This is a genomic window from Leucobacter sp. USCH14, from assembly GCF_037619215.1.
In the GTDB taxonomy this organism is placed as follows: domain Bacteria; phylum Actinomycetota; class Actinomycetes; order Actinomycetales; family Microbacteriaceae; genus Leucobacter.
Window position 1 is genome coordinate 1 of record NZ_JAQPZP010000012.1, and the last position, 20,797, is coordinate 20,797.

Sequence of the window (20,797 nt, forward strand, 5' to 3'; positions counted from 1 at the left end):
CGAGCCCGACCGGGCGCACCCGCATCGACCGACCACCGAGCCGAGTGAGGTTCACGCAGATCAGACCGCCAGACGCGGACCCGCCTCCCGACCCCGACCCGCCTCCCGACCCGTCACCCGCTGCGGCTCCCGGCCCGAGCCTCGCGGCCGCGCGGAGCAGCCCTGACGACGCACGGCACCCCTTCTGACGGTCGGCGATCCGCTCCACCCATAACGTGCGTGCTCCACAGACGCGCAGTGATCGTACCCCGTAGAGACGGTGCGGGATGCTGCGCCGTGCCCCTACGATGATTCCATGAACGGAACTCCGACGATCGAGCGGCGCTCGCTCGCGCAACGGCTCGACGCGCTGCCCTTCACCCGTAAGCACGGCAAGGTGCTCGGCGGTTCCGGGATCGGCTGGGCGCTCGATGCGATGGACGTCGGGCTGATCTCCTTCATCATCGCGGCACTCGCGCAGCAGTGGGGCATCGACAAGGGTCAGAGCGGGCTCATCGCGTCGATCGGGTTCGCCGGCATGGCGATCGGTGCGAGTCTCGGCGGGCTGCTCGCCGACCGATTCGGCCGACGACAGGTGTTCGCCGTCACACTTCTCGTCTACGGTGTCGCGACCGGCGCGAGCGCCCTCGTCAGCGGCGTGGGCCTGCTGCTGGTGCTGCGCTTCTTCGTGGGTCTCGGTCTGGGCGCGGAGCTGCCCGTCGCATCCACGTACGTGAGCGAGTTCGCGCCGGCGCGAATCCGCGGGCGCATCATCGTGATCCTCGAGGCCTTCTGGGCAGTCGGCTGGACGGCCGCGGCGGTCATCGGATACTTCGTGGTGCCGGCATCGGAGAACGGGTGGCGCTGGGCGTTCGCGCTCGGAGCGATCCCCGCGGTGTACGCGCTCGCCGTGCGATGGGGGCTCCCCGAATCGCCGCGGTGGCTCGCAGGGAGGGGCCGTACCGAGCAGGCGGAGGCGATCGTCGCATCGTTCGAAAGCGCTGCCGGATCGCGCGCCGCCGAGCAGCCTGTGCGCGCATCCGCCCCTGCGCCTGCATCGGCCCCCGCTTCACCTTCTGCGCCCGAAGCTGCGCCCGAAGCTGCGCCGCCGGTCGCCACCTCGACGGGCGGAAGGCTCGCAACGCTCTGGTCGTCGGAGTTCCGCGGCCGCACCCTCTCGATCTGGATCGTCTGGTTCTGCGTCAATTTCGCGTACTACGGGGCCTTCATCTGGATCCCGAGCATCCTCGTCGACGCGGGCTTCAGCCTCGTGCGCTCGTTCGGCTTCACGCTCATCATCACCCTCGCGCAATTGCCGGGGTACGCGGTCGCGGCGTGGCTCATCGAAGTGTGGGGGCGCCGCTTGACGCTCTCCGTATTCCTCCTCGGTTCTGCAGCGTCGGCGATCGTGTTCGGCACCGTGCACACGGAAGCGGCCATCATCGCCTCCGGCATGGCACTCTCGTTCTTCAACCTGGGGGCCTGGGGCGCGCTGTACGCGGTCACGCCCGAGATCTACCCGACCTCCTCGCGGGCAACGGGAGCCGGCTGGGCGGCGGGCGTGGGGCGAATCGCCTCGATCGTCGCCCCGCTCCTCGTGCCCGTGCTGCTCGCCGCAGGCGGAGCCGGACTCACGTTCTCGGTGTTCGCGATCTTCTTCATCGTGGCGGCGGGGGCCGCGTGGGGGCTCGTCGATCGCAAGGGCGCGGCGCTCGACGACCGCTGACGGGCGACGCCCGTCTCGCCGGTCACCGATACCGCTCGCGATACCGGTCCGTCGCGGCCGGGTGCAGCGGAACCTCGCCCGTGTCGATCAGAGTGTCGAGCGCGAGATACTGCAGCCCGACCGAACCGGTCGGAACGAGGCGCGTGGCGTCGACGACGAGCACATCGACGAGTGCGCGCGCCACGTCGGGGTCGAGGTCGGCCCGCGACAGCAGGAGGTTCGAGATGCCGATGGTCGCAGTCGACCGCGCCGTCCCGTACACCCCGGCAGGGATGCGGGTATCGAGGTATTCCTGGGGGTGGGCGGCGCGAAGCGGGGCGACGACATCGCCGAGGTCGATCACCCGCAGGGGAGTGGTGGCCGCAGCGTCGGTGATCTCGGGCGTCGGGATGCCGCCCGACCAGAAGAGCGCCTCGATGCTCCCGCCTGCGAGGGCGCGGAGCGCCGCGGAGAGCTCGAGTTCCATCGTCACCGGAGCGTCGGCGCCCGACCCTCGTCCCACGGACTCGAGCAAGCGTCGTGTGGTCCGGGAACTGCCCGAGCCGGGCGCACCGATCGAGACACGGCGCCCGGCGAGATCCTCGAACGAGGCGATATCGCTCGAGGCGCGCACGAGGCACTGCAGGTAGTTCTGGTACACGCGCCCGATCGCGGTGAGATCGTGCAGTTCCGAGCTCTCGTTGGCGGAGTCCGCGAGCGAGAGCGCGAGATCGACCTCGCCGTTCGCGAGCATTTCGATGTTGTCCGCGCTGCCGTGCGTGACTCGCAGATCAAGCGGCATCCCCGACCGAGCCTCGAGCGCGGCCCCGAGCAGTTCCCCGAATTGCAGGTACGCCCCGCCGGGTTCGCCGCACGCGAGTGCGAGCCGACGGGTGCGCGCCGGAGCGCACCCCGCAAGCGCCAGCGTTAAGGCTGCTGACCCAGCCAGCAGAACGCTCCGTCGGCTCACCGCGCCCGGCCGTGGAGTCGCTGCGTGCGCGCGCATCACGCCGCTCCAGCGGTGATGGTGATGCGCAGGCCGCCCTCGGGCGCGCGATCGATCGAGACATCGGCGTCGTTGGCGCGCGCGAGCTGCTCGACGATCGCGAGGCCGAGGCCGCTTCCCGGCAGTTGCGCGTGCGCGGAGGCCCGCCAGAAGCGCCGCCCGGCGAGCTCGATCTCCGCGGTCGCGAGCCCCGGCCCTGAATCGCTCATGACGAGAGCGGTGCGACGTCCGGCACCGTCGTGCTGCGACATGTCGACCCGGAACTCCGAGCCGGGAGCGTACTTGGCGACGTTGTCTGCGACGATTTCCACGACGTCGTCGAGGTCGTGTCTGCGGAACCTGATGGTGTGCGGGTGCTCGGCCGCGACGATGGTGATCTGCGCCTCGGCGAGGCGGGCCCGGTGGGGCGCGATGAGGCGAGCCGCGGAAACGGATGTCACCTCGTCGTGGCTCGCCCGGGGCGAAGCCTCGCTGGCGGCCGCACCGTGCCCGCTCACAGCGGCCGCCGCACGATGCTCGGCGTTCGCGAGCGAGAGCATGCGGGCCACCGTGTGCTCGAGGCGATCGAGATCGTGCTCGATCGCCTCGATCTCCTCGTCTCTCCCCGCGTCGTCCACCCCGGAGCCGCGCGGGAGACCGTCGATGCGGAGACGGATCGCCGCGAGCGGGTTTCTCAGCTGATGCGACGCGTCGGCGACAAGGCCGTGCTGCTGGTCGAGCGCGAGTTCGACGGTGCGAGCCATGCGGGCGAAGGAGCGCGACAGGCGCCGCAGCTCGGGTGGCCCCGCGTCCGCGTCGAGCGCGAAGGCACGGTTCTCCGCGAGCGCGTTCGCTGCGGTATCGAGTGCGGAAACGGGTCGCAGTACCCAGCGTGTCCAGAAGACGGACGCGAGCAGCACCGCGAACAGGAGTGCAGCGCCGATGGAGACGATCGTCGCCCAGCCGGCCGCGATGTCGCGCTGCGCCGCTTCCTGATCGATGCGAAGGGCGACGGCCCCCTCCGGAGTGCGGCCGTCGAGGGTGACGGGCGCACCGACGATTGCGGTTCCCGCGCTCCACGGCGTTACGGTGTCGAGATCCTGTTGCGGCACTCCGCGAAGAGCGCTGGAGATGACACCGGAGACCTCAGCATCGTCGAGCGGAGCACCCGACGCGGTGATGCGCGCCCCGGCCCCATCCACGACGACGACGGCTTCGCCGAAGGTCTCGGAGAATCGGCTCAAGTAGTGATCGAGCTCTCGAACGTCGCCGAGTGCCAGCGCCGAGGAGGCGCGCTGCACGATCTGCTGCAGGGCTGCGCTGCGTTGCAGCTGGAGTTCCTGGGTGCGGGATTGCGCGATCGCCGAGCCGATGGGAATGAGGATCGCGGTGACCGCGAGCACGCCGAAGAGGAAGAGCGGGAGCAGCACGCGGAATCTCATCGAGGCCGTTCCAAGCGGAACCCACGGCCGCGAATCGTCGTGATGCTCAGCATCGGCACCTTCTGCCGCAAGCCGGCGAGATGCACGTCGAACGCTCGAGACGTCGCCGAATAGGTCTCGCCCCATACGGCATCGAGAAGATGCTGGCGGCTGACGACGTTTCCAGCATGCCGGCCGAGCACTGCGAGCAACGAGCATTCGGTCGGAGTGAGCCCGATGCTCGCTCCCCGATACCGCACCAGTCGCTCGGTCTCGTCGATGACGACGTCGCCGAGTTCGATGCGATCGCTGACGAGCCCGGTGTATCGCCGCGCGACAGCGGCGAGACGAGCGAGGAGTTCGTGCAAGCGCACCGGCTTCACGAGGTAGTCGTCGGCTCCGAGCCGCAGCGCCCGTACCGTGGAGCGCTCGTCGCCCCGGGCGGTGACGACGATGACGGGAATCTCGCTCACTTCGCGCAGCTGTTCGAGCGCCGTGAGCCCGTCCATGTCTTCGAGGCCGAGATCCAGCAGCACGAGATCCGCGTCGCGGTGCTGCTGCAGCAGTGCGCCGCCGCTCGCCACACGGTCGCAGGTGTGGCCCGCGCGCGTGAGTGCGGCAGCGAGCGCGGCGGAGACCGACGCATCGTCCTCGGTCACCAGTACACGCATGCCCTCCAGTATGCCGTCGCTCCTGCGAGTCGCGAGTGTTAAGGGAGTGTTAAGAGTTTCGTCCGTCGTGCTTCCCGGACTCGCAGAATGGGGTCTGCTGCTCTGCGGAGCCGCCCCTGCACCCACCCCTGATGATTGGACTGTCAATGTCAACGTCGACGGCGACCTCGCCGACCCTGCGCCGGTCGGTTTCGAACACTCTGAAAGGCTCGGCGGGCAATCTCGTCGAGTGGTACGACGTCTACGTCTACTCCGTGTTCGCCACCTACTTCGAGTCGCAGTTCTTCGCGTCCGACGAGAAGAACTCGTCGATCTACATCTGGGCGATCTTCGCGGTCACCTTCCTCATGCGCCCGATCGGCTCGTGGTTCTTCGGCAGATTCGCCGATCGGCATGGGCGCCGACTGTCGCTCACCGTCTCGGTCTCGCTCATGGCCGCGTGCTCGATCCTGATCGCGCTCTCACCCACGGCGGAGGCCATCGGGGCCGGCGCTGTGGTGATCCTCGTCTTCGCCCGACTCCTGCAGGGTTTCGCGACCGGCGGCGAGTACGGCACCAGCGCGACCTACATGTCGGAGACGGCGATCTCCGGCCATCGCGGGTTCCTGTCGTCGTTCCACTACGTGACGCTCGTCGGCGGTCACGTGCTCGCGCAGACGACACTGCTGATCATGGTGCTCACCCTGCCCGAAGAGGCGATCGCCTCGTGGGGCTGGCGCGTCGCGTTCCTGATCGGCGGTGCGGGCGCGCTGGTGGTCATCTGGTTGCGTCGAACGATGGACGAGACGCTGGAAACCGCGACCCTGCAGGCCGTGCGATCGGGGCAGTCCCGCGAATCGGGATCGATGCGCGAGCTGCTCGTGCGCCAGTGGCGTCCGCTCCTCACCTGCTTCCTCGTCACCGCCGGCGGCACGGTGGCGTTCTACACCTACTCGGTCACGGGCCCGTCGATCGTGAAGGGCGCGTTCGCCGGCAGCGACGTCGTCGCGAGCACGGTGATCAACCTCATTGCGCTCACGATCCTCATGCTGCTCCAGCCGCTCGGCGGCTGGATCTCGGACCGAGTCGGACGCAAGTCACTGCTCGTGTTCTTCGGCGTCGGCGGCGTGCTCTACACGTGGGTGCTCCTCACGCAGCTGCCGCAGCAGCAGAACCCCATCATCGCGTTCACGATCCTCGTGGTCGGCTTCGTGATCCTGACCGGCTACACCTCCATCAACGCCGTCGTGAAGGCCGAGCTCTTCCCGACCCACATCCGCGCTCTGGGCGTCGGTTTCGGGTACGCGCTCGCGAACTCCGCGTTCGGCGGTACGGCGCCGCTGCTGTATCAGGCCGCGGGCGAGGCGGATCGGGTCACCTGGTTCATCGTGTACGTCACCGCTGTCATCGCCGTGTCTCTGCTCGTCTACATCTTCGTGCTGAAGAACAAGAGCTCGAACTGGCTGGACGACGAGGCGGGAATGCGCTCGAGAGCGCGTGGCGCCACCCTGGATCATGACGCGACGTCGGCAGACTCGGCGGCCGCGCGAGCCTAGACTGGCTCCCACCCATTGGGAAGGAGCCATCATGCCGCTCGCACGCGTCCACAACCTCGCGGTCTCGCTCGACGGCTTCGGCGCCGGAGCAGACCCCTCACGGGAAGCGCCCTTCGGTCACGCGGGCATGCGGCTCATGGAGTGGTTCATCCCGACCGCCACGTTCCAGGCGCAGACGGGTGATCGGGAGCGAGGGGAGACCGATCCAGAGACCGAGGCGGATGATCGCCACGCGCGTCGATCGTTCGAGGGCATCGGCGCTGAGATCATGGGCGCCGGCAAGTTCGGACCGCCCGGCTGGCAGCAGGACGAGAACTGGCAGGGCTGGTGGGGAGATGAGCCCCCGTTCCACTCGCCGGTCTTCGTGCTGACGCATGCGCCGCGACCGCCCCTGCGCCTGGGCGAGACCACGTTCCACTTCATCAGTGCGCCACCGCGTGAGGCCCTGCATGCCGCGTTCGACGCGGCTCAGGGCCTCGACGTGAGGATCGGCGGCGGGCCCGCGACCGTGCGCGAATTCATGGCCGAGGGGCTGGTGGATCTACTCCACGTGGTGCAGGTGCCGATCCTGCTCGGTCGCGGGTCCCACCTCTGGCACGGACTCGAGGACTGGGACCGCGACTACGCGGTCGTCTCGGAGACGACCGCGAGCGGCGTGACGCACGTGACGTTCACGCGTACGCCTCAGTAGTTGGCGGGCGGATCACTCCCCGGGAACGATTCCTCGCCCCATTCATCGGCGAGCGCGTCGTCATGCTCTCCGCGCGCGCGTCGCTTCGTATCGGAAGGGGGCGTCGCGGCGTCGCCGCCGCGCTTCGTTGCGGCGTCGCTTCCGGTATCCGCCGCCGGCTCCGGATCGGCGGGGATCGCTGGCGTCTCGTCCACCGTCCCCGCTCCGGCGTCGGCGTCGGCACCCAGCGGCTCCGCTCCCGAAGGAACCGCGGCCACGGAATCGCTGTCGGAGCCGAAGACATCGCGATCCTCACGGAATGCGCGACTGCGCGCGAACGCGTGGGCCGCACCGAGCATCTCCGCCTGAGCGAGCGCGCGTTCGCCGAGCTCGTCGAACACCGAGGCGTCGAGGTCGAGGTCCGCGGCGTGCTCGCTCAGCACCTGCCAGAGGCCGAGCTTGCCGATCACCGCGCTGCGCAGGAGCTCGAGCTCCAAGATCAGGGAGAGCGGTGAGCGGGTGAATGTGCGCCCGTTCAGCTTCAGCCGACCGACGCGTTCACCGACCCAGGAGGCCGCCTGACGGTAGAAGCGGCGGCGCACCTCGAGATCGTCGATCAGGTGCGCGAGGAAGGCGCGCTCGAGACGGAGCTCCTCGGCCAGCTCCGAGAGACCGGCATACACGGGCGTGTCGATATAGGCGGCCGACATCCGCTCCATGCGTTCGGCCCCGGCAGTGGCCCCGGTGAGATGATCGGAGAGGTAGAGGCCGAGCAGCTCCCAGTCGAGCTCGCCCGCCCCGTCGGTCAGCCCCTCGGTGGGGCTGTCGGCGGTCGGCGAGGACCCGGTGCTGGTCGACGCCGCGTCGACGCCCTCTCCCACGCGGCCGTCGAGCGATGAGAGCCGCGCATCGTCGACGTCTCGTGCGCGAAGCGGCAGCGATCCGGTTCCGCGACCGTCGATCATGCCCTGCAGCAGTTCGCGCAGCGCGCTCTTCGCGGAGTGCTTCGGCTCCCAGCCGAGTTCGCGTTTGGCGCGAGCGTTGTCCATGTGCGGCGCTCCGAGGCCGAGATCGAACCACCCGGCGTCGACCGAGACGATGCCCGCTCGGTGCGCCGCCGTGACGAATCCTCTGACGACGGCGGTGGGAAGTTCGAAGTACCGGCCATGATCGATGACGTCCGCCAGGTCCTGCGCCCCCAGCACATCATCGGCGCAGATGTTGAAGGCGCCGGACGCGCGCCGCACGATCGCGGCGACGTACGCATCCGCCGCGTCATCGGAATGCACTGCCTGCACCCCGCGGAGTCCCTTCGGCAGCGGGAGCACCGGCGGCTTGGCGCGACCGAGGGCCTGCACCGGCACCGCACTTCCGAGGAAGTAGCGCTGGATCGACGACGCGGCGTCGCCCTGGAAGATGAGCGCCGGTCGCATGCGCGTCACGGTCACGTCCGGGTGTTCGCTCGCGAAGTCATCCAGCACCTTCTCCTGCGCCACCTTGTCGACGCTGTACTGCGATGACTCGATCCCGCCCCGCTCCCAATCCTCCGTGCGCAGCGCGCGAGACGGGTCGGCTGCGTAGACGCCCACCGAGGATGCGATGACGACGTGGCCGACGCCGGCCTCGGCCGCTGCCCGGAGCACGCGGCGCGTCCCCTCGACGTTCACCCGGCGCAGCAGCTCGCGCTCGGCGATCGGTTGGATGAGCCAGGCGAGGTGCACGACGGTGTCGACGCCTGAGAATGCCTCTCGCAGCGCCTCCGCAGCCGCCTCCTCGGAAGATGCCGCGGCGATATCGATGGACTCCCACTCGCACGAGGCGTACGGGTCGACCGTGACGTCGGGCATGCGTCGCGCGATGCCGAGCACCGAGTCGACCTCTGGAGCGGCGACGAGCGAGCGGAGCAGCGCGGTTCCCGCATTGCCGGTCGCTCCGACGACGGCCACGCGCAGTCCGTCGCGCTCGATGCCGGATGCTGCGGTGTGAGACTGGGGTCGTTCAGGCATTGCTGTCCTCCTCGATTCGCTCGTATCCCTACCGTGCCGCGTGGCGGTCGACATTCCCAGGGGGTTGCGTGCCGCGTGCTGACGCGTCAAGGCCCCTGCGCCGCGAATCGCGCACCCGTAGTGTCGGCCACGTCCTCATCGATCGGGCGGGTACGGAAGGAGAAGGGTTTCCATGGTTGAATCTGCACTCGAAGGTCGCGTCGATCGGCTGGTCGAGCGGATCGCCGAGCAGGCGGCGAAGGCGGGTGCATCGGTCGCGGTCGCCGAGTCGTTGACGGGAGGGCAGCTCGGGGCTGCCCTGGCTGCGGCTCCCGACTCCGGTGAGTGGTTCCGCGGGGGCATCATCGCCTACCACCCGGAGGTGAAGTACGAGCTCCTCGGCGCTCCACGCGGGCCCGTGGTGACCGAGCCGACCGCAGTGGCGATGGCCGAGTCCGCGGCTCGACTGCTGCTCGCCGACGTCGCAGTGGCCGTGACGGGCGTGGGAGGTCCCGACCCCGACGAGGGCAAACCGGCGGGCACGGTCGTGCTCGCCGTGACCGGAGGCGGGCGACCGACGCAGGTGGAGCACCTCTCGTTCTCGGGAGACCCGATCGAGGTCATGCAGCAGACCGTCGAGCAGGCGTTGGAGGCCGTGCTCACCCGTGTATCGCCTGGCGGCTGACCTGATCAGCCGTCGATCCATCACAACCGTAGACAAGAGCAGAAGGAGAGCAGCATGCGTGCAGTGACCTGGCAGGGCAAGCGGAAGATCTCGGTCGATCGGGTTCCGGATCCCGTGATTCAAGAACCCGGTGACGCGATCATCCGGGTCACGTCGACAGCGATCTGCGGATCCGACCTCCATCTGTATGAACTGTTCGGGCCATTCCTCGATGCCGGTGACATCCTCGGACACGAGACGATGGGCGTGGTCGAGGAGGTCGGCCCCGGGGTCGCGTCGCTCACGGTCGGCCAGCGCGTGGTCGTCCCGTTCAACATCGCGTGCGGCACGTGCTGGATGTGCAGGCGCGGGCTGCAGTCCCAGTGCGAGAGCACTCAGGTGACCGAGTACGGTTCGGGCGCAGCACTCTTCGGCTACACGAAACTCTACGGCCAGGTGCCGGGCGGGCAGGCCGAACTGCTCAGAGTGCCCATCGCCGATTACAACACGATCGCCGTCGGGAAGGAGCTCGCCGACGAGCGCTATCTCTTCCTCAGCGACATCCTTCCGACTGCGGCGCAGGGCGTCGCATACGCCGGCGTGGGTCGGGGCGATACGGCGCTCGTGCTCGGCCTCGGGCCGGTCGGGCAGTTCGCGGCGCGACTCGCTGCGCATCGCGGCGCCCGAGTGCTCGCGGTCGACCCGGTCGCCGAGCGTCGGGAGATGGCGGCGCGGCACGGCATCGCCGTGTGCGAGCCGGGCGACGTGGAGGATGCGGCGCTGGGGTTCTCAGACGGACGCGGACCGGATGCTGTGATCGACGCCGTGGGCATGGAGGCGCACGGCAGCCCGGGCGTGCACGCCGCGCACACGGCGATCGGTGCACTGCCCGACGCGCTTGCCCGCCCGATGATGGAGCACGCGGGCATCGATCGGACGGCGGCGCTCCTGCAGGGGATCGACCTCGTGCGCCGCGGCGGCACGGTCTCGATCAGCGGCGTCTACGTGGGGAACGCGGATCCGCTCCCGATGAAGACGCTCTTTGACAAGCAGGTCACGCTCAAGATGGGTCAGTGCAATGTGAAGCGGTGGATCGAGGATCTCCTGCCACTCGTCGAACAGGAGGGCGATCCGCTCGGCACCGCCGACCTCACGACGCACCGTGTGCCTCTCGAGCGCGCTCCCGAGATGTACGAGATCTTCCAGAAGAAGCAGGACGGGTGCATCAAGGTCGTGCTCGACCCTGCAGCCGACGCGAACGTCGCCGCCGAGGTGCGCTAGAAGTCGGCGAGACGCGCACGGAAGAGGCAGAACACCCCGTACGCTGAGAAGCCGAGACCGATGCACACGATGCAGGCGGGGCCTCCGGGCACGTCGTAGAGCGCGGTGATCGCGGAGTCGAGGGCACCGGCGGAACTCGAGTCTCCCTGGAAGCCCGCCGCGCCGAGGAGCACGGCGATGACGAGGAGCGCCCCGCCTTTCGCGACGAACCCTATCGCGCCGAGTGCGGCGATCGCGTGACCCCTGGTGCCGACGGGAATGTTCATCTGCTTCCGGAAGCTGCGGGAGACCCCCATCCAGATCCAGGCCGCCCCGACTCCGGCGACGCCGATTCCCACGAGGATCAGCAGCACCGTGCCCCCTGGGAGCGTGAGCAGGCCGCGGCTCGCATCGCGGGTCGTCCGGTCGGGGTCGGGGCGCGCGCCGACGGCGACCGCCGTCGCGATCCCGCCCATGACGCAGAATGCGACGCCCTGCCCCCACTCGGCGAGCCGGCGCCCCCAACGCCGGGTGCGGGAGTCGCGCTCGAGCGCGAAGCCGTGCACGACGTGGAAGACGCCGAGCGCGAAGAGGAGCAGCGCGACCGCGCACAATGCGGCGAGCCCGAACGGAGCCTCGGCGATGGACGTGAGCGCGCCCACCTGATCGGCCTCCGCGCGGCCATGGCGCACGACGAGAACGATCGCGAGTGCTCCGATAAGGCCGTGAACGAGACCGCTCGCCGCATACCCTCCGCGCGCGAACGCGCGAAACACCCGCGCGCTCTCGGCCCTGCGAGCCGCGGATTGCAGTCGATCGTCCATGGGTCGAGGCTAGCGGAACGTATCGTAGTCGCATGACCCACCGCATCCTCGACCGCGTCCCGACCACCGCTGAACACGCCGCGCTCGCCGCCTCGGTGGGGTGGCAATCCCACTTCGACGATGAGGTGCGAGCGGCATCGCTGAACGCCTCGCTCGCGGGAGTGGTCTGCGTCGACGACCGCGATGTCGTCGTCGGGATGGCGCGGGCGGTCGGTGACGGGCTGCAGTACGCGTATGTGCAGGACGTGATCGTCGACCCCGCGCACGAGGGGGAGGGGATCGCGACGCAGATGGTGGACCGTCTCATTTCGCTGCTCCGGCCCGAGGGAGATGTCGAGCTGTTCGTCGGCCTCTTCGCGAGCGATGCCGCGGTCGGCGTGTACGAGTCGTTGGGCTTCACCAGCGCAGATGCCGTCGGCATGCATCGCAAGCTGCACGGGACCGGTTCCTGAGAAGCGCAACCCCCTCGTCGCGATTCCTCCCATTTCTTAGGCTCGACCCATGTCAGTGAACAAGCTCAAACTCGTCGCCACCGGTGTCATTTCGCTTGCGCTCCTCGGAGGAGCCACTGGATGCGGAGGGGTGGCGCCCACTGAGGGGTCCGGTGAGGTTCGAGATCAGCACGATGCGCCGAACGGCCTCGGTGATGAAGTCGAGGAGCAGATCGACGACCGGCTGGCAGTGGGCGACGATGAAGGGGTGACCTCGGAGGAGGCAGCCCTGCTTGAGCGCATCGACGAGTACGAGAACGTGTCGGCGGATACGGTTCGAGTGGTCGTCGAGGGGGATCTCGCGGAGTCCGATCGGGATGCGCTGGCACAGGCGGTCTTCGGAGCGGCGGGCAATGACGCGCTCGGCACGGTGCAGATCGTGGACGCATCGGGCGACGAGACGGAGCACGCGCCGTAGACAACACCGTACAGCGGTGTCAAGGGGCGGGTCGAAACGCTCAGCTGAACGATAGCCTGGCGCGATGACGCACGACACCGATGCGGCCTCGCCGCCCACCGACACGAAACTGCGCCGCTCGGTCTCAGGCCTGCTGTTGTTCGCCTTCATCTTGGGCGACGTGCTCGGCGCAGGCATCTACGCCTTGATGGGGGTGCTCTCCGAAGAAGTGGGCGGGATGCTCTGGGCGCCGCTCCTTCTCGCACTGTCGCTCGCTCTCCTTACCGCAGGATCGTACGCGGAACTGGTCACGAAGTACCCGAGAGCCGGCGGGGCAGCGGTCTTCGCAGAGCGTGCATTCAAGAAGCCGGTGATCTCGTTCCTCGTCGGGTTCTGCATGCTCGCCGCCGGCGTGACGAGCGCAGCCGGGCTGGCCATCGCTTTTGCAGGCGAGTACCTCCAGACCTTCGTGCAGTTGCCGACGACGCTCGTGGCGATCCTCTTCCTCGTCGTCGTGGCGCTGCTCAACGCCCGAGGCATCCGCGAGTCGCTGGGGGCCAACCTGGTGATGACGGCCATCGAAGTGAGCGGTCTCGTGATTGTCGTGGTCGTAGTGGGTCTCCTGATCGGATCCGGGGGAGGGGACCTCTCCCGAGTGGTCGAAGGGCCGGAGGGGGTGGGAACAGCGGTCGCGGTGCTCGGGGGCGCGATCATCGCGTTTTACTCGTTCGTCGGCTTCGAGACGTCGGCGAACATGATCGAAGAGGTGCGCAACCCGACGCGCACTTATCCGCGAGCCCTGTTCGCCTCCCTCGCGGTCGCGGGAATCGTGTACGTGCTGGTCGGGCTCGCGAGCGCGATCGCGCTGCCCGCCGATGAACTCGCCGGATCGAGCGGCCCGCTCCTCGCCGTGGTCGAAGCATCGGGTGCGCATATTCCATCGTGGGTGTTCAGCGCGATCGCCCTCATCGCTGTCGCGAACGGTGCGCTGCTGACCATGATCATGACGAGTCGGCTCACCTTCGGGATGGCGGAGCAGGGGCTGCTCCCCGCGCAACTCGGACGGGTGCTGCCGAAGCGCAGGACCCCCTGGGTCGCCATCATGGCGACGACGCTCGTGGCCGCGCTTCTCACTCTCGTCGGCGACCTGGCGACGCTCGCAGAGACAGTGGTACTGCTGCTCCTCTTCGTGTTCCTCAGCGCGAATGTGTCGGTGCTCGTGCTGCGACGCGACCGCGTCGAGCACAAGCACTTCAAGGTCTGGACGTTCGTACCCGTGCTCGGCATCATCTCGTGCATCGTGCTGATGACGCAGCAGAGCGGAACGGTATGGCTCTTCGGCGCGGCGCTCATGGCGGTCGGTGTGCTGCTGCACCTGCTCGCACGCTGGAACGCTCGTCGAAGCAGCGCTGCGTGACGGCGACCGCGCGCATCACGGCGAGCTCTCAGCTCTACCGCCGCGGCTTCGCTGCTCTCTCCGTGGTGGCAGCCCTGCTCATCTTCGCCGCGGTGATCGGTCAGCTCGTGTTCAGTCTGAGCTTCTCGCCAGATGATCTCGGCTTCTTCTTCACGAACTTCTTCAGCTTCTTCACGATCCTCTCGAACGTCGTCGCTGCGGTGGCGCTCGCTCTCGCGACGTGGTTCATCGTGGGTCGCGGAGACGCCCCCGCGTGGTTCTGGGGAGTCCTCGGTGCGTCGACCACCTATATGGTGACGACGGGGGTCGTGTACAACGCGCTGCTGCGAGGCATCTCTCTCGACCAGGAGGCGACACTCGGCTGGTCGAACGAGGTGCTGCACCTGTTCGGCCCGATCCTCGTCGCCGTGCTCTGGTGGTTCGCGCCGGGGCGGATCGCATTGCCGTGGAACCACCTCGGTCTCGTGGCGCTCTTCCCCCTCGCGTGGGGCGCATACACAGTGGTGCGCGGCGCACTTTTCGGGTGGTACCCCTATCCGTTCATGAATCCTTCGCAGCCGGGCGGCTACGGGGCGGTCGCGCTGTACATGTGCGCGATCGCGGCTGTCATCATCGGGGCCGACGCGCTGATCGTGCGGCTGAGCCGCAGGACGCGCAGGCGCTCCTGAGGCCCAGCCACTCGATCCCGCGCCTCATTCCTTCTTCAGCGCGTCCTGAGCGCGACCCGCGATCTTCTCCGCGAGGTTCGGCACGTCGGTCGTGCCGTAGAAGCGCGCGTCCGGATGCGTGGGAGGCGGCATCGGCACGCCGCCCTCGGGCGCCTCGTGATAGCTGAACTCGCCCAAGCCGTCGGGCGTCGGGCCCGAAGCCCAGCTTCCCTCGCTCGCTGCCGCCCCGTCCGAGAAGTTGATGTACTGGTACGACACGTCCCGCTCCTCCTTCTTGATCGGGAAGTTGCTCGGTACCGGAAGCGATTCGACGCCCTCGGCCTGCAACTCCGCGGCCGCGGCGAGCCACTGATTCTGATGCATCGTGTCGCGCGCGAGCAGGAACCCGAGGAGATCGCGCACGCCGTGATCGTCGGTCATGTGATAGAGCCGAGCGACCTGCACGCGTCCCTGCATCTCGGCGTTCGCGTTCGCCTGGAAGTCGGCGAGGAGGTTGCCGCTGCTCGTGATGTAACTGCCCATCCACGGATTGCCGTTGCTGTCGACGGGGCGCGCGCCGGCGCCCGCGACGATGCCCTGCTGCACGTCGGTCCCGCCGATCACCGCAGCAACCGTCGGGTCGTTCTGCACGGCTTCGTCGGTGATGCCGAGCGGCGATTTCTCGAGCAGCTGCGCGATCATCACGGCGAGCATCTCGACGTGTCCCATCTCCTCGGCTCCGATGCCGAAGACCAGATCGCGGTACTTCCCGGGAATGTGCATGTTCCAGGCCTGGAACTGGTACTGCAGGGCGACAGTGATCTCCCCGTACTGGCCGCCGAGGACCTCCTGCAGCTTGCGGGCGTACACCGCATCGGGCTTGTCGGGAGTGGCCTTGTGCTGGAGTTCTTGCCGGTGAAAATACATCGTGCGATTCCTCTCCGTCGCCAGTCGGAGGGCCGCGGTTCGGCACTGCTGCGACCGACGATGAGGCCCAGTGCACACCCGTCCTGGCCGAGCTACGACGGGGTTGCAATCACGAGAAGCGTGCCGTACGCGCGATGAGTGCTATCGCGGGACCCCGAAGGAGTGCAGCGAGAGATCATCGCTGAGAATCGCGCTCGCGCGATGACCGCGCACGCTCGTCCCCTGCTCGTCGAGCGGGGGGCTGAAGACAGCCGCACCCAGTGCACCGGGAACCGAGAGGACGATGGCACCCGAGACGCTCGACTTCGCGGGCACGCCCACCTCGCGCATCCACCGACCGGAGCCGTCGTAGACGCCGCAGGTCGCCATCACGGAGATCACATCGCGAGCGACCTCCCGGGAGACCACGTGTTCGCCCGTGCACGGATTCACGCCGCCCGACGCGAGCGTCGCCCCCATGACCGCGAGCGCTTCAGCGTCGACGATCGTCGCGCAGGCCCTTCCGTACACGCCGATCGCGTCGTCCGCATCGACACGGAGCGTGCCTTCGGATCTCATGAGGTGCGCCAGGGCGCGATTGCGATCACCCAGACGCTGCTCGGCGGACGCGATGTCCTCGTCGACGTGCAGGCGGCGGCCCGCGAATGCGGAAAGACCCGCCGCGATGCGCTCGGCTCGCTCATCGGAGTTCCGCCCTTCCACGATCGAACTCGTCAGGAGTGCTCCCGCATTCACCATCGGGTTCGGAGGCCGACCCGTTCCGCTCTCGAGCTTGATCGCGTCGAAGGCTTCACCCGTCGGTTCGATGCCGACCCGCTCGAGGGCGGCACGATCCGTGTCCTGCAGTGCGAGTGCGAAGACGAAGGGCTTCACCGCCGACTGGATGCTGAACACCGCATCAGCCTCGCGGCTTCTGCGCACCTCGCCGTCCACCGTGACGATCGCGATGCCGCACTGCGCAGGGTCCGCGTCGGCGAGTTGCGGGATGCTCTCGGTGACGCTTCCGGACGTCTCGGGCAGCACGCGCTCCCGCAGTGCGTCGAGATCGTAGGAGCGGGCGTCGCGGATGCCGTTCATTCCTCGAGTATGCCGTGCCCTCAGATGAGATCCGGATTCTTCTTCACGTAGCGCTCCGCTTCCTCCTCGGTGATCGCGATCAGCCCTCGCGGGGTGTGGGCGAGCGCGTTGAGCGCGCGCACCCACGCCTTGCTGAGCTCCGGCTCGCGGCTGCCGGAGAATCGGAAGGCCACCGTCGCATAGGGCGACAGCCAGAGCGATAGACGTCCATCCCCCTGATCATGCGGCTTGTGCCAGCTGAGAAAGAAGCACTCCTGCTTCTTGAGCTTCTGCCCGATCACGAACTGCAAATGTGCGAGCAATCGATCCTCGAACTCGTACTCGCGTCCCCCGTGTATTAAGTTCCCCATATGGAGGAGTCTGGCAGTCCAAACAATGCCCGATAGGGGTTGACTTCTCGGCCGCTTATCGATATTGCACGAGAATCACGCGCTCTTGTCGAGACGAAGGTTGCCGGGGTAGTCGTTGCCCGTCGCCTCTGCCACGGCCAGCTTCCCGTCCTCTCTCGTCACGATCAAGCCGGTCGTCGAATTCGCCGACTCTCCCAGCCGCTGCAGCCATTCCTTGTTGATCTCCGGCACGCGGCTTCCGAGGAACTTGAATGTCAGCCGCGCATCGGGAGAGATCCAGATCGCCGTGCGCCCGTCGCCGGCACTCATGCTGTCCTTCCATGACATGAGGAACGACTCCTCGCGCATGAGCTTTTGCACGATCACGATCTGCAGGTGCGCGAGCAGCCGATCATCGAAGTGCGTCGTAAGACCGTCGTATCGAATCGATCCCATGATTTCCTCGTCCTTTCAGCTCGCGACCTTCCGGCGGCCGCGGGAGCCCGATAAGTGTCTCAAAGAATCGACCATGAGGAGCGTTCGCGCTGCAACGAATTATCGTGTCTCTCGCCCGTTCGCTGCAGTATCCTCGAAATCGTGCGGGGCGCAGTCACCGCCTCGGGAGGTTCCTCATGAAAGCCGTTGGTGCCAAGCCGTCAGTGCTGTTCGTGTGCGTGCACAATGCGGGCCGTTCCCAAATGGCCGCGGCGTTCGTGACGCACCTCATGGGCGGCCGGATCGAGGTGCGATCCGCGGGATCGGCACCTGCGGAGTCGATCAACCCCGCAGCGGTCGCCGCGATGCGAGAGGTGGGAATCGACATGTCCGCCGAGATCCCCAAGGTGCTGACTCCCGAAGCCGTGCAGGAATCCGACGTGGTGATCACCATGGGGTGCGGCGACACGTGCCCGATCTTCCCCGGCAAGCGCTATGAGGATTGGGAACTCGACGATCCCGCCGGGCGGGGAGTGGAGGCGGTGCGCCCGATACGCGACGAGATCCTCGCGCGTGTGGAAGCGCTCATCGCGGAGCTGGTGCCGGCGGGGGAGAGCCAGGAGCCGGTGGAGGAAATGCGAGCTCGTCGAGGTGACGCGTCAGCGTCGTGAGCGCGTTCGTCGGAGCCTCCGGGTCGCCCCGCCACAGCCCGTGCAGTGCGATCCCGTCGAGGAGCGCGCGCATCCGATCCGCCTCGTACGTCGCATCGCGGCGCGGGTCGCAGTGTCCTGAATCTACGAGGACCGCGATGACGGCACGACATGCTCGGTCGACTCCGTCGCTGAGGCACTGCGCAGCCGGGCGCAGGGAATGGTCGGTGAGTGCGAGAACGCCGAGTTGCATCTGCGCCACGATCTCGAGACGACGTTCGTCGTCGAGAGGGAGGAGCTGCTCGAGCACGGCCTCGGCGAGTTCCCGGCCCGCGAGATCGAGTGACGCGATCCGGGCTGTCGCGCGCTCCTCGATGAGTTCGAGGCAGTACTCCCGAAGCGCCTGCTGTGTCGGGAAGATGCGGCGCAGAGAAGCCGGTGCGATTCCGGTCTCGGCAGCGACTCCCCGTACCGACAGGCGAGCGAGACCGTCTCGCTCCAGGATGCGCAGTGCAGCCTCGGCGATCTGCGCCGTTCGGGCCTCGGTATCGATTCTTCGCGGCACGGCTACGAGGGTAGCGAAGAACCTTGCGCGGGCGCCGGTTTCGGCCAGAACGTGTAGCTCAGTGCCCATACGACATCGATGGCGAGGACGACGCCGAGAATTCCGAAGAATCCGGTGAGCGCTTCGGTGCGCGCCGGGTCGTCGACGAGCGCGATGATCGCCCCCAGAATTGCGGCTGCGATGGCGACAGCGCAGGCAGTCACCAGCACGTCCTTCCAGCACTTCACCGTGTACCGTACACCGGTCATCTTCACCGGCGCGGGCCCGCCCGCGAATCGATGCGCGAAGCGCGCATCGGCCCACGCGACCATACGGGAACCGTACGCCACGGAGATCCCGATGTAGATCGCCGCGAGGCCGTGCTGCCACGACGCGGTTCCTCCGCCGAGAAGATCGATGGTGACGAGCGCGAGGAGCAGCGCGTCGATCACTGGCGCGAGGATCAGGAGCAGTGCGCCGAGCCGCTTCCGATTGAGCAGATATCGCGCGGATAAGCCGGCCAGGATCGCCACCCAGAAGGCGACCTCGCAGATCACGATTGCGGTCAGGATCATTCGTCGGCTCCCATCGTGTGCCTTCGTTCGTGTTTTCGAGTACAACTGTACTCAAAACTGAAGTTGCCCGAGGTTTCTGCTCCCGCCGTCCGATCTGAGAGAATCGGATCATGTCGACAACGCGCTCCAGCATCGCCGCGCGCGGTGCTGCCGCAGCTGCGCTGTCGACGTTCGTAGCACTGCTCTCCCACGTTGCGGGAGGCGGCGAGGTGCCGGGAATGATCGGGATCGTCGCGCCGCTCGTGCTCTCGACACTCGTGTGCGTGGCGCTCGCCGGGCGCACCCTGTCGCTGGTGCGTCTCACGCTCTCGGTCGCCGCGAGCCAGTTTCTGTTCCATGCGCTCTTCGTGCTCGGCACGACACGCAGCGCAGCTCCCGCGGCCGACGCGATGCCGCATCACGCTCACGCGCTTTCGCCGGGCCTCGAAGCGCCGGTGATGCCGAGTGCTCACCTCGCGCACGCCGGGGCGGGGATGTGGATCGCGCATGCGCTGGCGGCAGTGCTGACAGTCGCTGCGCTGTACTGCGCCGAGTCCGTTCTCTCCTACGCCGTGGTGCTCAAGCAGCTGATCCTGTCTCGACTGCTTCCAATGCTTCCGGCGCCCCGGGCGCTCGGAGCCGCCGCGCCCATGCCGGGGGCCATGCGCGATGACGGGGCGATCCTCCTGCCTCTCGGGGTGTACCCCACGGTGACCGCGCACCGCGGTCCTCCTGTGCTCGCCGCCTGCTAATTCACTCCGCGCACCCGCTGCGCTGTCGCCTCGTCCGCATACTCGCGTGTTGGAGGAACAGTGCTGATGCGCGCGCTTCTGGAGACGCTTCCGTCGCCACCGCACTGCGGTGCGCCGCGTCGGCTCGTCTCCATCGATGACCGCTGCACGCACCCGATGAGGCCCAGCTATGTCCCACACCGCGTCCACCCGTACCTCTGCATCGCACCCGCACCGATCAGCTCGCGGCCTGCGCGCTCGCATCACCGCGATCGTGCTCGCCGTATCAGCGATGGTGCTCGGCACCGCGACTCCTGCGTTCGCGCATGACCAGCTGCTCTCGAGCGAGCCGGCCGAAGCTGCAGAGTTGACCGCCTCGCCCACCGAGGTCACGCTCGAGTTCTCGAACAGCGTGCTGACCGTCGGTGCGGTCATACTGCTCGTGGATCAAGACGGTACGGACTGGACCGCCGGTGAGCCCGTGCTCGACGGTCCCGTGGTGAGCGCGCCGATCGACGGCGAGCTCCCAGACGGGGCGTATGAAGTGCGGTGGCGCGTGGTCTCGTCGGATGGCCACCCGATCAGCGGCATCGTTCCCTTCACCGTCGGCGATGCGGTAGCCGTGGGAGAAACGCTGGAGGAAGAACCCGAGCGTTCGTCCGCAAGCACCTCGGGTTCCGAGGGGACTGCCACCGTGGAGGCACCCGTGCAGGCATCGGCAGCAGCCCCGGGGTCGGGCGAGTCCGCGAACGTGTGGCGGACCGTGGCGATCGGTGCCGCGGGCGCCGGTGGAGCCCTCCTGATCTTCGCCGCGTGGGTGCTCGTCAAGCGCAGCAGGCGCACATCATCGGATCAGTCCTCGTGACGATCCGCATCTGAACTGACTATTTCGAACACTT

The 20,797-nt window shown here is 67.9% G+C and carries 24 protein-coding genes; 13 read left to right on the forward strand and 11 right to left on the reverse strand.

Annotation, left to right across the window (positions count from 1 at the left end; genetic code table 11):
* Together PQI23_RS11585 and PQI23_RS11590 are read left to right on the forward strand one after the other, a co-directional pair.
* A partial coding sequence (locus PQI23_RS11585) for a hypothetical protein (protein WP_339974677.1) occupies positions 1-188 on the forward strand: 188 nt, incomplete at its 5' end.
* A 107-nt stretch (positions 189-295) separates the two neighbouring features.
* On the forward strand, positions 296-1,705 hold the full coding sequence (locus PQI23_RS11590; protein WP_339974679.1) for an MFS transporter: 1,410 nt from the start codon (positions 296-298) through the stop codon (positions 1,703-1,705).
* Between the two features lie 22 nt (positions 1,706-1,727).
* Here the strand turns inward: PQI23_RS11590 and PQI23_RS11595 are convergent, their stop codons facing one another.
* The 3 genes from PQI23_RS11595 to PQI23_RS11605 are packed head-to-tail and all read right to left on the reverse strand — an operon-like array spanning position 1,728 to position 4,761.
* Positions 1,728-2,690, reverse strand: a complete 963-nt coding sequence (locus PQI23_RS11595) for a TAXI family TRAP transporter solute-binding subunit (RefSeq protein ID WP_339974681.1) — start codon at positions 2,688-2,690, stop codon at positions 1,728-1,730.
* Positions 2,690-4,111 carry a sensor histidine kinase gene (locus tag PQI23_RS11600; RefSeq protein ID WP_339974683.1) on the reverse strand — a complete coding sequence of 474 codons (1,422 nt, stop codon included), beginning with the start codon at positions 4,109-4,111 and terminating at the stop codon, positions 2,690-2,692. Before PQI23_RS11600 ends, PQI23_RS11595 begins: the two co-directional genes overlap by 1 nt.
* On the reverse strand, positions 4,108-4,761 hold the full coding sequence (locus PQI23_RS11605) for a response regulator transcription factor (protein ID WP_339974685.1): 654 nt from the start codon (positions 4,759-4,761) through the stop codon (positions 4,108-4,110). Before PQI23_RS11605 ends, PQI23_RS11600 begins: the two co-directional genes overlap by 4 nt.
* A 146-nt stretch (positions 4,762-4,907) precedes the next feature.
* Here PQI23_RS11605 and PQI23_RS11610 point away from each other — a divergent pair, with 146 nt between their 5' ends.
* Positions 4,908-6,296 carry an MFS transporter gene (locus tag PQI23_RS11610; RefSeq protein WP_339974687.1) on the forward strand — a complete coding sequence of 463 codons (1,389 nt, stop codon included), beginning with the start codon at positions 4,908-4,910 and terminating at the stop codon, positions 6,294-6,296.
* A gap of 31 nt (positions 6,297-6,327) precedes the next feature.
* Positions 6,328-6,987: a dihydrofolate reductase family protein gene (locus PQI23_RS11615; protein ID WP_339974689.1), complete on the forward strand. Its 660-nt coding sequence runs from the start codon at positions 6,328-6,330 to the stop codon at positions 6,985-6,987.
* Here the strand turns inward: PQI23_RS11615 and PQI23_RS11620 are convergent.
* Positions 6,981-8,972, reverse strand: coding sequence for an NAD-dependent epimerase/dehydratase family protein (locus PQI23_RS11620; RefSeq protein ID WP_339974690.1), 1,992 nt, complete (start codon positions 8,970-8,972; stop codon positions 6,981-6,983). The genes PQI23_RS11615 and PQI23_RS11620 overlap by 7 nt on opposite strands.
* Before the next feature lie 172 nt (positions 8,973-9,144).
* Between PQI23_RS11620 and PQI23_RS11625 the strand changes: the two genes are divergently transcribed.
* Both PQI23_RS11625 and PQI23_RS11630 read left to right on the forward strand, forming a co-directional pair.
* A complete protein-coding gene (locus tag PQI23_RS11625) occupies positions 9,145-9,636 on the forward strand; it encodes a CinA family protein (protein WP_339974692.1) in 492 nt (163 codons plus the stop codon).
* Between the two features lie 54 nt (positions 9,637-9,690).
* A complete protein-coding gene (locus tag PQI23_RS11630) occupies positions 9,691-10,896 on the forward strand; it encodes an alcohol dehydrogenase catalytic domain-containing protein (protein ID WP_339974694.1) in 1,206 nt (401 codons plus the stop codon).
* On the opposite strand, the gene PQI23_RS11635 is transcribed toward PQI23_RS11630, so the two are convergent.
* Positions 10,893-11,699 (reverse strand): DUF1206 domain-containing protein, encoded by an 807-nt coding sequence (locus PQI23_RS11635; protein WP_339974696.1) that lies wholly within the window; start codon positions 11,697-11,699, stop codon positions 10,893-10,895. The two genes, PQI23_RS11630 and PQI23_RS11635, sit on opposite strands and share 4 nt — an antisense overlap.
* A 32-nt stretch (positions 11,700-11,731) precedes the next feature.
* Here PQI23_RS11635 and PQI23_RS11640 point away from each other — a divergent pair, with 32 nt between their 5' ends.
* The 4 genes from PQI23_RS11640 to PQI23_RS11655 all read left to right on the forward strand — a co-directional run bounded on the left by PQI23_RS11640 (position 11,732) and on the right by PQI23_RS11655 (position 14,672).
* Entirely contained in the window at positions 11,732-12,151 is a 420-nt protein-coding gene (locus PQI23_RS11640) for a GNAT family N-acetyltransferase (RefSeq protein WP_339974698.1), read from the forward strand.
* A gap of 49 nt (positions 12,152-12,200) precedes the next feature.
* Positions 12,201-12,608: a hypothetical protein gene (locus tag PQI23_RS11645; protein WP_339974700.1), complete on the forward strand. Its 408-nt coding sequence runs from the start codon at positions 12,201-12,203 to the stop codon at positions 12,606-12,608.
* A 64-nt stretch (positions 12,609-12,672) separates the two neighbouring features.
* Positions 12,673-14,004 (forward strand): APC family permease, encoded by a 1,332-nt coding sequence (locus PQI23_RS11650; protein WP_339974702.1) that lies wholly within the window; start codon positions 12,673-12,675, stop codon positions 14,002-14,004.
* Positions 14,001-14,672, forward strand: coding sequence for a Pr6Pr family membrane protein (locus PQI23_RS11655; RefSeq protein WP_339974703.1), 672 nt, complete (start codon positions 14,001-14,003; stop codon positions 14,670-14,672). The genes PQI23_RS11650 and PQI23_RS11655 overlap by 4 nt, the downstream gene beginning before the upstream one ends.
* A 24-nt stretch (positions 14,673-14,696) precedes the next feature.
* On the opposite strand, the gene PQI23_RS11660 is transcribed toward PQI23_RS11655, so the two are convergent.
* The 4 genes from PQI23_RS11660 to PQI23_RS11675 form a co-directional block, all read right to left on the reverse strand.
* Positions 14,697-15,578: a manganese catalase family protein gene (locus tag PQI23_RS11660; protein WP_339974705.1), complete on the reverse strand. Its 882-nt coding sequence runs from the start codon at positions 15,576-15,578 to the stop codon at positions 14,697-14,699.
* Positions 15,579-15,719: 141 nt separating this feature from the next.
* On the reverse strand, positions 15,720-16,655 hold the full coding sequence (gene glsA, locus PQI23_RS11665; RefSeq protein WP_339974707.1) for a glutaminase A: 936 nt from the start codon (positions 16,653-16,655) through the stop codon (positions 15,720-15,722).
* A gap of 20 nt (positions 16,656-16,675) precedes the next feature.
* On the reverse strand, positions 16,676-17,005 hold the full coding sequence (locus tag PQI23_RS11670) for a DUF7882 family protein (RefSeq protein WP_339974708.1): 330 nt from the start codon (positions 17,003-17,005) through the stop codon (positions 16,676-16,678).
* A gap of 75 nt (positions 17,006-17,080) precedes the next feature.
* On the reverse strand, positions 17,081-17,440 hold the full coding sequence (locus PQI23_RS11675; protein WP_339974710.1) for a DUF7882 family protein: 360 nt from the start codon (positions 17,438-17,440) through the stop codon (positions 17,081-17,083).
* Positions 17,441-17,616: 176 nt separating this feature from the next.
* On the opposite strand from PQI23_RS11675, the gene PQI23_RS11680 reads away from it, so the two are divergent.
* Entirely contained in the window at positions 17,617-18,090 is a 474-nt protein-coding gene (locus PQI23_RS11680) for an arsenate reductase ArsC (RefSeq protein WP_339974712.1), read from the forward strand.
* Here the strand turns inward: PQI23_RS11680 and PQI23_RS11685 are convergent.
* Both PQI23_RS11685 and PQI23_RS11690 read right to left on the reverse strand, forming a co-directional pair.
* Positions 18,005-18,634, reverse strand: coding sequence for a TetR/AcrR family transcriptional regulator (locus tag PQI23_RS11685; protein WP_339974714.1), 630 nt, complete (start codon positions 18,632-18,634; stop codon positions 18,005-18,007). The two genes, PQI23_RS11680 and PQI23_RS11685, sit on opposite strands and share 86 nt — an antisense overlap.
* A 2-nt stretch (positions 18,635-18,636) precedes the next feature.
* Positions 18,637-19,188, reverse strand: coding sequence for a hypothetical protein (locus tag PQI23_RS11690; protein ID WP_339974716.1), 552 nt, complete (start codon positions 19,186-19,188; stop codon positions 18,637-18,639).
* Between the two features lie 110 nt (positions 19,189-19,298).
* On the opposite strand from PQI23_RS11690, the gene PQI23_RS11695 reads away from it, so the two are divergent.
* Entirely contained in the window at positions 19,299-19,919 is a 621-nt protein-coding gene (locus PQI23_RS11695; RefSeq protein WP_339974718.1) for a hypothetical protein, read from the forward strand.
* A 169-nt stretch (positions 19,920-20,088) separates the two neighbouring features.
* Entirely contained in the window at positions 20,089-20,763 is a 675-nt protein-coding gene (locus PQI23_RS11700; protein WP_339974720.1) for a copper resistance CopC family protein, read from the forward strand.
* The last annotated feature ends 34 nt before the right edge of the window (positions 20,764-20,797 follow it).

Coding starts and splice junctions, on each gene's coding strand:
- PQI23_RS11590 (WP_339974679.1), top strand. CDS start 296: ATGAACGGAACTCCGACGATCGAGCGGCGCTCGCTCGCGCAACGGCTC.
- PQI23_RS11595 (WP_339974681.1), bottom strand. CDS start 2,690: ATGCGCGCGCACGCAGCGACTCCACGGCCGGGCGCGGTGAGCCGACGG.
- PQI23_RS11600 (WP_339974683.1), bottom strand. CDS start 4,111: ATGAGATTCCGCGTGCTGCTCCCGCTCTTCCTCTTCGGCGTGCTCGCG.
- PQI23_RS11605 (WP_339974685.1), bottom strand. CDS start 4,761: ATGCGTGTACTGGTGACCGAGGACGATGCGTCGGTCTCCGCCGCGCTC.
- PQI23_RS11610 (WP_339974687.1), top strand. CDS start 4,908: ATGTCAACGTCGACGGCGACCTCGCCGACCCTGCGCCGGTCGGTTTCG.
- PQI23_RS11615 (WP_339974689.1), top strand. CDS start 6,328: ATGCCGCTCGCACGCGTCCACAACCTCGCGGTCTCGCTCGACGGCTTC.
- PQI23_RS11620 (WP_339974690.1), bottom strand. CDS start 8,972: ATGCCTGAACGACCCCAGTCTCACACCGCAGCATCCGGCATCGAGCGC.
- PQI23_RS11625 (WP_339974692.1), top strand. CDS start 9,145: ATGGTTGAATCTGCACTCGAAGGTCGCGTCGATCGGCTGGTCGAGCGG.
- PQI23_RS11630 (WP_339974694.1), top strand. CDS start 9,691: ATGCGTGCAGTGACCTGGCAGGGCAAGCGGAAGATCTCGGTCGATCGG.
- PQI23_RS11635 (WP_339974696.1), bottom strand. CDS start 11,699: ATGGACGATCGACTGCAATCCGCGGCTCGCAGGGCCGAGAGCGCGCGG.
- PQI23_RS11640 (WP_339974698.1), top strand. CDS start 11,732: ATGACCCACCGCATCCTCGACCGCGTCCCGACCACCGCTGAACACGCC.
- PQI23_RS11645 (WP_339974700.1), top strand. CDS start 12,201: ATGTCAGTGAACAAGCTCAAACTCGTCGCCACCGGTGTCATTTCGCTT.
- PQI23_RS11650 (WP_339974702.1), top strand. CDS start 12,673: ATGACGCACGACACCGATGCGGCCTCGCCGCCCACCGACACGAAACTG.
- PQI23_RS11660 (WP_339974705.1), bottom strand. CDS start 15,578: ATGTATTTTCACCGGCAAGAACTCCAGCACAAGGCCACTCCCGACAAG.
- glsA (WP_339974707.1), bottom strand. CDS start 16,655: ATGAACGGCATCCGCGACGCCCGCTCCTACGATCTCGACGCACTGCGG.
- PQI23_RS11670 (WP_339974708.1), bottom strand. CDS start 17,005: ATGGGGAACTTAATACACGGGGGACGCGAGTACGAGTTCGAGGATCGA.
- PQI23_RS11675 (WP_339974710.1), bottom strand. CDS start 17,440: ATGGGATCGATTCGATACGACGGTCTTACGACGCACTTCGATGATCGG.
- PQI23_RS11680 (WP_339974712.1), top strand. CDS start 17,617: ATGAAAGCCGTTGGTGCCAAGCCGTCAGTGCTGTTCGTGTGCGTGCAC.
- PQI23_RS11690 (WP_339974716.1), bottom strand. CDS start 19,188: ATGATCCTGACCGCAATCGTGATCTGCGAGGTCGCCTTCTGGGTGGCG.
- PQI23_RS11695 (WP_339974718.1), top strand. CDS start 19,299: ATGTCGACAACGCGCTCCAGCATCGCCGCGCGCGGTGCTGCCGCAGCT.
- PQI23_RS11700 (WP_339974720.1), top strand. CDS start 20,089: ATGTCCCACACCGCGTCCACCCGTACCTCTGCATCGCACCCGCACCGA.